Origin of the sequence: Streptococcus sp. HMSC066F01 (genome assembly GCF_001837335.1) — a bacterium.
In the GTDB taxonomy this organism is placed as follows: Bacteria; Bacillota; Bacilli; order Lactobacillales; family Streptococcaceae; genus Streptococcus; species Streptococcus oralis_S.
Map to the genome: position 1 here is coordinate 46,837 of NZ_KV832107.1, position 409 is coordinate 47,245.

The window sequence follows — 409 nt, forward strand, 5'->3', positions numbered from 1 at the left end:
TCCATAGCCTTATAATATTCGGGGTAGTCCACAATGAAGTTTATATCAGCGTCCTCTCTCACTTTTGAATCATTACTGTAGGCTAAATCGTAAGTGGGTATGAAGCCGTATTCAGTAGCTATCTTATCTAGATTGGTATAATCGAACGAAAAAGGGGTTCGTTTTGATTCTGCTTTATCTGTAGGTAGAGCTGACACTATCTGTTCAGAATCCACATCCAAAGCAACCTCCTTCTTATCTTCCTTATTCTCCTTATTCACTAAAGAAAGAACGATATAATCCTTTCCCCCATCAGTATAGCCTCTTCTTGCCTGAAAGTCTAACTTATAACTTTCATCATAGCTTTGAATCAGTTTGACTACATCAATCGTCTTTGGTGGGTTCTCTAAATGATTGAGATCATAAACAT

The 409-nt window shown here is 37.4% G+C and carries 1 pseudogene; it reads right to left on the minus strand.

Annotation, left to right across the window (positions count from 1 at the left end):
• Positions 1-409: pseudogene (locus HMPREF2655_RS03275) on the minus strand (hypothetical protein); the annotation flags it as partial.